Source organism: Alicyclobacillus contaminans DSM 17975 (assembly GCF_000429525.1).
Taxonomy (GTDB): domain Bacteria; phylum Bacillota; class Bacilli; order Alicyclobacillales; family Alicyclobacillaceae; genus Alicyclobacillus_A; species Alicyclobacillus_A contaminans.
The window spans coordinates 20,524-27,524 of record NZ_AUCA01000038.1; the positions used below are offsets into that span (position 1 = coordinate 20,524).

The following is a 7,001-nucleotide window of genomic DNA, read 5'->3' on the forward strand; positions in this document are numbered from 1 at the left end:
TCCTCCTGTGTGTAGGGTTCCATCCCGCTCCAACGCCCGTTATCCCGCGAGGATGCGGGGATACAACACCGTGTTCAGCGCGAGCATCAGCAAGCCGGCGACCACCAGGACCAACACATCCAATCCAAAGTGAGTGTCGGGCGTGGCAATCAACAGACCTCGCAAGCCATCCACCAGATAGCTCATCGGGTTGATGGTGGCAATCACCTTCAACCATCCGGGCATCACAGACATCGGGTACAGAGCGTTCGACGAAAAGAACAGCGGCATGGTGATTAACTGACCGATGCCCATCATACGCTCCCGCGTTCGGACGATGGCCGCGATAACCATGGACAGACCGGAGAAGAACGCGCCGCCCAGTATCACCATCAGCAGCACGCCGAGGATGGACAGCGCGCCAAGATGCAGGTGAATCTGGAGAATGAGCGCGAGCACCAGAATAATCACCGCCTGTCCCAGGGAGCGAATCGACGCCGACAACATTTTGCCCAATGCCAACGCGGATTTGCGAATCGGCGTGGTGGCGACCTTCTGCAGCAGCCCCATATCGCGCTCCCAAATGATGGCGATTCCGTAGAAGATGGAGATGAATGTGATGGACTGCGCCAAAATGCCGGGCGTCAGAAACGCCTTGTAACTCACGCTTCCGGTCGGCAGTACGCGAAAGCGGCTGAACGCCTGCCCAAACACCAGCAACCAGAGTGCGGGTTGGACACCGCGCATCAGCAGCTCCGTGGGATCTTTGCGTAGTTTTCGGGCTTCCATTTCAAGAATGGCGGCCACGTGCACCAGGAACAGCACAGCCGGATGCCTCGGCTTACCCCATTCGGCGTGCGGTGCGACGGCTTCGGAAGACATGCTTCATTCCCCCTTCCTCATGCTCGAAACTTCCTGCGAAATGCGCAAACACGTCGTCCATGGAGGCATCGGGATTCCCCATCTGCGCCCTGAGCTCGGCCGGCGTTCCGACCGCCGCAATGCGCCCGCGACTCATGATGGCAATCCGCGTGCAGAGCGACTCGGCCTCCTCCATGTAGTGCGTGGTCAGCAGTATGGTCATGTTCTGCTCCTGCTGCAAGCGTTCAATGTGCTCCCACACGCCTTTGCGCGCGACCGGATCGAGCCCGACGGTCGGTTCGTCGAGAAACAACACCCGCGGCTGATGCAAAATGGCCTGCCCAATTTCGAGCTTGCGAATCATGCCGCCCGAATAGGTTTTGACCAGCCGATCCGCGGCCTCCCCGAGACCGACCAGTTCGAGGATGTCGGCAATTCTCCGCTCGCGCTCACCTCGGCGCAAACCGTACAACTTTGCGAAAATCAGCAGGTTTTCGTACCCGGTGAGACTGCCATCCACCGAAAGCATCTGCGGTACGTAGCCAATGCGCGCCCGAACGCGGGTCACGTCCCCAGTCAACGGGACGCCCGCAATCTCAATGGTGCCGCCATCGCGAGGCAACAGCGTGGTCAGCATTTTGAGCGTGGTCGACTTCCCCGCACCGTTGGGTCCGAGCAGACCAAAGCATTCGCCGGCGTGAACCTCGAAACTGACGCCCTGTACAGCGTGCACCTCACCGAAACGCTTGGCCAGATCTCGAACGCGCACTGTGACTTCATCCATGTCAATCCCCCCGTGTCGGCAAGGCGTTGGCCAACTTGCCGAGTAGTTCGGCCAATTGCTGTTGCTCATCCACCGTCAACTGTTGAAAGGGCCCAGCCAGCCACGCGGTCTTCGCGTCCTTCAAGCGCTGGATGCGCGCCCGCCCTGCTTCGGTGAGACGCACCACACGGGCTCGGCCGTCTTCCGCCGCCGGCGCGCGCACCACCAGTCCAGCCAGCTGCAGCCGGTCCAGCATCTGCGACATGGTGCTGGAACGCACATCGAGGACTGCGGCCAACTCCCCAATGGTTCGCTGCTCGTTGCGCCAAAGATCCCAAAGGATGAGCCACTGCACGCGCGTGATGCCGTCTTCCTCGTTCATCCGGTTGCGGCGCAGATAGCGTTGAATGGCCTGCAACGACTGCGTCACCCGCTCCAATGCGTCCTGGTCAGACATGGTCACCACTCTCCAGCCATCCTCCACAGCGCCATCGCGCGATAGATCCGGTGATGAACGCACGTGGTCATTTCCAAGAACGTTACATCCTCCTTGCACTAATATTTTATATAGCGACACTACATATATGCAAGTGGCATGCCATCCGATTCCATCGCTCGCCCCGGTTCAGGATTGGTTCCATTTCACGACGAAAACAGAACGTGGCCAGCTTCCAATCAATTTTTTCAAAAACGTCGAACACCACGGCGGCCGCATGCTAAGATAAAGGATAATGCCTGAAAGGAGACTCCCGCATGCCAGTGTTCCGGTCGGCCAAACTCGACAACATGACCACCTCCATCTTCACCGAATTAACGGTGGAAAAACGAGCCGCCATCGCCCGCGGTGTGGATGTCATTGACCTGAGCATCGGCAGCCCGGACCTGCCCCCTCCGTCCATTGTCATGGATGTCCTGCGCCAAGGGGTCTCCGACCCTTCGATGTATGGCTACACCATCACCGGCATCCCCGCCTTCAACGAAGCGGTGGCAGCGTTCTATCTGCGCCGGTACGGTGTCCAGCTGACGCCGGAAACGGAAGTATTACAATTGATGGGATCTCAGGACGGACTCATTCACCTGGCCATGGCCGTGTTGAATCCCGGCGATCTGGTGTTGTGTCCGGACCCGGGATACACCGTGTATGAATCAAGCATTCATCTGGCCGGCGGCCAAGTGTACGCCATGCCGCTCCTCGAGGAGAACGGCTTTCTGCCCGATTTGGAAAGCATTCCTCCCGCCGTTGCGGAGCGAGCCAAGATGATCATTCTCAACTACCCAGGCAATCCCGTATCGGCGTTGGCACCGCGCGAATTTTTCGAATCGGTGGTGGCGTTTGCCAAGCGGTACGATATCTTGGTCGTCCACGATTTCGCCTATTCGGAGCTCGTGTTCGACGGGATCCGGGCCCACAGTTTTCTCAGCGTGCCCGGCGCCATGGAGGTGGGGGTGGAATTCAACTCCATGTCCAAAGCGTTCAACATGGCTGGTTGCCGCGTGGGGTATGTGGTCGGCAATGCGGACGTCCTGGCGACGCTGGCATTGTTCAAGTCCCACGTCGATTTCGGCATTTTCCTTCCGATTCAACACGCTGCAGTGGCCGCGCTCCAGTCGGACGACGCCTTGCACGGGCTCGCAGACACGTATGCGGAACGGCGCGATGTTCTGTGTGAAGGACTCGCCGCCGCGGGCTGGAAAGTGCGCAAGTGCCCGGCCACGATGTTCCTGTGGGCGCGTATTCCTGAAGGCTGGAGCTCGTACGATTTCGCGTTCAGTCTGTTGCGCGAGGCAGGTGTAGCCGTCACGCCCGGCAACGCCTTTGGAAAACACGGAGAGGGCTTTGTCCGCATCGCGCTGGTGCAACCGCCCCAGGTGCTGCGCGAAGCGGTGGGCCGCATTGAACGCTTCCTGGTGCAACGGCAGCCGATGCACACCTGACGTCCATTCGCCTTGCCCTTGTACGCTGGACTCTTCTACGCCGCCGGCTGCCGGCGGCGTTTTTGCGAAGGGGGCGCCGCGCCGCCGGATGGGACGGGGAGGTGCCCGTGGTCCATTTGGGGGAACTCCGCCGGTTCGATACAATGGAAAGGTCCGATGTCCCTGACGAGCGGCGCACCCGGTCGCAAGTCTCCCCGGTTCCCAGGCAGAAAGACAAGCAGAGGTGAGAAATCCATGCACATTGAACTGACCAAGGATCAATACCGACGGCTGCTGGCGCTGGTGTTTCTCGGCGAATGGGTCGCCAATGGCGCCGTACCGCACGAAGATCGGCGCAGGGACCTGCAGGAGGTCGCCGACCACATCTACTCGTTCGCCCGGCAGTTTGACGCCGAAGACTGGGTGGAGTACTGTCAGGACTGCGGCGTGTTCCACGCGAACGAAGCAATGGAAGAAGCCCTGCTGCCGATGCTTGACGAATACGACGAAGACGTGTTCTGGGATGTTTTGTCCCATCACCTGGCCTACCGGGACGTGATGGTCAGCGTGGGTCCGGACAAGGAATTTTCAAAGGAAATGGAAATGAAACTGTGGCGGCGCAAGGAACAGTACGATCAGGAGTTCCAGCGGCATGGTCTGGATCACGTTCGCCTCGTCTTTCCGGGCGGAAAGAAAGGTAAATAGCCCACTTCCTTGAACCCTGCACGGACAGCAGGAGGATTCTCACACCACATCATTCGAATATAGAAATGTTTCAGTTTCGTGACCTTTGCGATTCGCAAGGTCATCCACTCGAAATCCCCTTCCACAAGTCCACAGCGAAAGGGTTTTCCGGCAGATCTGCACGCTGCGGCGTCTGATCAGCGGACGTCGGCAATCCCGGTTAAACGCCTGTACACGGCGCATCTCCCGGACATATTGTGTGGTACAGGAGGGAGGGGATTGCCATGTACCATCCGCTGTATCCGGTCGCCTGCCGTATGATTGGCCGCCCTGTCATAGCGCATCATATCAGTGGCCGTCGATACCACGGCGTCTTGCAGTCCGTGACCCGGCAGGGCATCTATCTGATGCCCACCACCGGTTCACGCTTGGCCAGCGCCAGCGAAGCGGTGTCCGCAACACTGGCTGACAACACCGCAGAGGAATCCGTGAACGCCGCGCCGGTCTTTGCTCCCGCCGCCTTCTTTGGTTTTGGAGCACTGACCGGACTGACGCTCGGTGCGCTCGCGTTTGGCCCAGGCTATTACTGGTGATAACCGCCGACACCATGATGGGTCAACGGAGAAACTCAATCGAATAGGAGGGGGCGCCTGGCCCCCGTCCTCTCACACCACCTACGTGCGGGTCCGCATACGGCGGTTCATGCAACTCCACGAAGAGTAAGGTATCTCGCCCGAAGACTGCGCCGTTCGCAGTGCCCCTTCATTTCCGCTAGCCGGTAGTACGCTACCCATCCCATGATGTACGCGTTCAACTGTTTGACGCGCACGCGATGGACATGCTCCGTGAGCGGCTGGTAATCTGGCGCACCCGTTCCTTGAACCGTTCAATCGTCTTCGGTGCCAGGCGTATCGTGGCAAACTTGTCGGGCAGGAAGCTGAATCCAAGAAAGATTCCGCCCATGCCGGGCGTACTACCAACAGAAAGCCATGTCCGCAGGAATGGACATGGCTTTGTGTTTCTCACGACAACGCGAGGCCGAGGTGGATGCGGACCTTGGCATCAGTCCAACCGCGTGGCCCAATTGCCCTGACGGAAAATGGGCACCTGCGTGCCATCCGCCGTCGTGGCGTCAATATTGAGTTCCGGGGAACCAATCATGAAATCGACGTGCATGATGCTCTCATTCAAGCCGTGCGCTTCCCACTCTTCGCGTTTCAGAGTTTGTCCACCCTCCACCAACGGATAGGCTTCGCCAATCGCCAGGTGACACGACGCGTTTTCGTCGTACAGGGTGTTGTAGAACAAACGGTTCATTTTCGCGATGGGGGACTCCACCGGCACCAAGGCAATCTCACCCAGGTAATGGCTGCCCTCATCCGCTTCCACAATGTTCTTCAGGGCCGCTTCCCCGGACTTCGCCCCATATTCCACAATGCGGCCGTGTTCAAAGCGCAGCGTCAAACCTTCAATCAAGGTTCCGTTGTGGTTCAACGGCAGCGTGCTCGTCACCACGCCGTTCACGCCGGTCTTCTTTGGCGCCGTGAACACCTCTTCTGTGGGGATGTTGGCCACGAACGTGACACCCTGCGGCGTATCCTTGGACGCCGCAGTCCAGAAGTACCCGTCCGGCAGTTCCACCGTCAGGTCCGTACCGGGCCCCTGATAATGGAGAGAGCGGATGTTCAAGCCGTTCAACCATTCGCTTCGCTTGTGCAAATTGCGGATGTGCTGCTGCCAACCCGCGATCGGATCATCCCCAATCACCCGGGCGCACGCGAGAATATCGCGCCACAGCGCCGGGATGCGTTCTTCGGCAGGCAGTTCCGGATACACCTTGTCCGCCCACGCCTGCGTCGGCGCGCCCATCAGCGTCCACGCGTACTCGTCGTTGGTGCGGCGCTTGTTGAACTCGCGCAATGCGGATTGAATCGACCGCGTGCCGCGCGTCACCCGTTCCGCGTCCACGCCCACAAACAGGTCGGGATTCGTCGCTGGCAGCGCAAGGTACGCAGCGCCCTCCTTCGCCAACTGTTCCACCCACTGTGCCTGCCAGCGGGCCCTGGCCGCCAAGGTGTCCAGGTCTCCGCGCGCGATGGTCTCACGCAACCACCACTCATCTCCCCAGTCGACCTGGACAAACTTGGCTCCCGCATCGTACGCGGCGTCCACCACCATCCGGACGAACTCCACGTGCTCCGGAAGGACCTGACGCTGACCGTACCCAATCACCAGGTGCTGCCCCGGCTGCAGATTGAGGCCAACGCGAATGGCCAGCTGCGCGTATTGCTTCAATTTCTCCTGTAACGTTGCGTCATGCATATGTAATCTGCTCCTTTCTCGAGGATGCCGCACGCCATGGCAGCGCCCATGGCCCGTCGCCCAGGCGGTCACAGTGAGCCCTCATTTCCATCATACCAAATTTTCTGTTCATCCCACCGATGCGCGAGAACGCCCGTCCGTGTCAAGTTCCGGTAGGTAAGACCTCACCGTCAAGCATTTATGCAACTGTGAACGGAGACCGTACCAGCTCCCGCAGGACGTACTTGACCCACGGTCGGCCCGCGTGCGGTCCATCCAGCGCCGGCAGATGTACCTGCAGCCAGCTCTCTGCCGCCTGGCGCTTGCGATCAGCCATATTCCCACTGGCGAAAGCTTGTTTTGGCACCCGGGCCTGATCCTCTTTCTTGGTGCCGTTATCAGCCAAGTGATACGCCTCTCGGTTCGCTCGCACCGCCATGACCCGAACCAGATGGTCAGCCCCTGACGCGCTCCAGCGCGCTCCGTGCCGTTTCATCCG

The 7,001-nt window shown here is 59.6% G+C and carries 8 protein-coding genes and 1 pseudogene; 3 read left to right on the forward strand and 6 right to left on the reverse strand.

Features of this window, described 5'->3' with window-relative positions; genetic code table 11:
- Nucleotides 1-39: 39 nt before the first annotated feature.
- The 3 genes from G463_RS0113415 to G463_RS0113425 are packed head-to-tail and all read right to left on the reverse strand — an operon-like array spanning nucleotide 40 to nucleotide 2,060.
- Nucleotides 40-861: an ABC transporter permease gene (locus tag G463_RS0113415; RefSeq protein WP_026975585.1), complete on the reverse strand. Its 822-nt coding sequence runs from the start codon at nucleotides 859-861 to the stop codon at nucleotides 40-42.
- Nucleotides 821-1,624: an ATP-binding cassette domain-containing protein gene (locus tag G463_RS0113420; protein WP_026975586.1), complete on the reverse strand. Its 804-nt coding sequence runs from the start codon at nucleotides 1,622-1,624 to the stop codon at nucleotides 821-823. The genes G463_RS0113415 and G463_RS0113420 overlap by 41 nt, the downstream gene beginning before the upstream one ends.
- A 1-nt stretch (nucleotide 1,625) precedes the next feature.
- Nucleotides 1,626-2,060 (reverse strand): MarR family winged helix-turn-helix transcriptional regulator, encoded by a 435-nt coding sequence (locus G463_RS0113425; protein WP_026975587.1) that lies wholly within the window; start codon nucleotides 2,058-2,060, stop codon nucleotides 1,626-1,628.
- Nucleotides 2,061-2,356: 296 nt separating this feature from the next.
- On the opposite strand from G463_RS0113425, the gene G463_RS0113430 reads away from it, so the two are divergent.
- The 3 genes from G463_RS0113430 (at nucleotide 2,357) to G463_RS20440 (ending at nucleotide 4,794) form a co-directional block, all read left to right on the forward strand.
- Nucleotides 2,357-3,538 carry an LL-diaminopimelate aminotransferase gene (locus tag G463_RS0113430; protein ID WP_026975588.1) on the forward strand — a complete coding sequence of 394 codons (1,182 nt, stop codon included), beginning with the start codon at nucleotides 2,357-2,359 and terminating at the stop codon, nucleotides 3,536-3,538.
- Nucleotides 3,539-3,772: 234 nt separating this feature from the next.
- Entirely contained in the window at nucleotides 3,773-4,222 is a 450-nt protein-coding gene (locus G463_RS0113435; RefSeq protein WP_026975589.1) for a hypothetical protein, read from the forward strand.
- Nucleotides 4,223-4,485: 263 nt separating this feature from the next.
- Entirely contained in the window at nucleotides 4,486-4,794 is a 309-nt protein-coding gene (locus tag G463_RS20440) for a hypothetical protein (protein WP_051322302.1), read from the forward strand.
- Between the two features lie 107 nt (nucleotides 4,795-4,901).
- Here the strand turns inward: G463_RS20440 and G463_RS23935 are convergent, their stop codons facing one another.
- The 3 genes and pseudogenes from G463_RS23935 to G463_RS23220 all read right to left on the reverse strand — a co-directional run.
- On the reverse strand, nucleotides 4,902-5,000 hold the full coding sequence (locus G463_RS23935; protein WP_284211764.1) for a hypothetical protein: 99 nt from the start codon (nucleotides 4,998-5,000) through the stop codon (nucleotides 4,902-4,904).
- Nucleotides 5,001-5,263: 263 nt separating this feature from the next.
- Nucleotides 5,264-6,523, reverse strand: a complete 1,260-nt coding sequence (locus G463_RS0113450) for an aminopeptidase (RefSeq protein WP_026975590.1) — start codon at nucleotides 6,521-6,523, stop codon at nucleotides 5,264-5,266.
- Between the two features lie 178 nt (nucleotides 6,524-6,701).
- Nucleotides 6,702-7,001: pseudogene (locus tag G463_RS23220) on the reverse strand (ISLre2 family transposase); the annotation flags it as partial.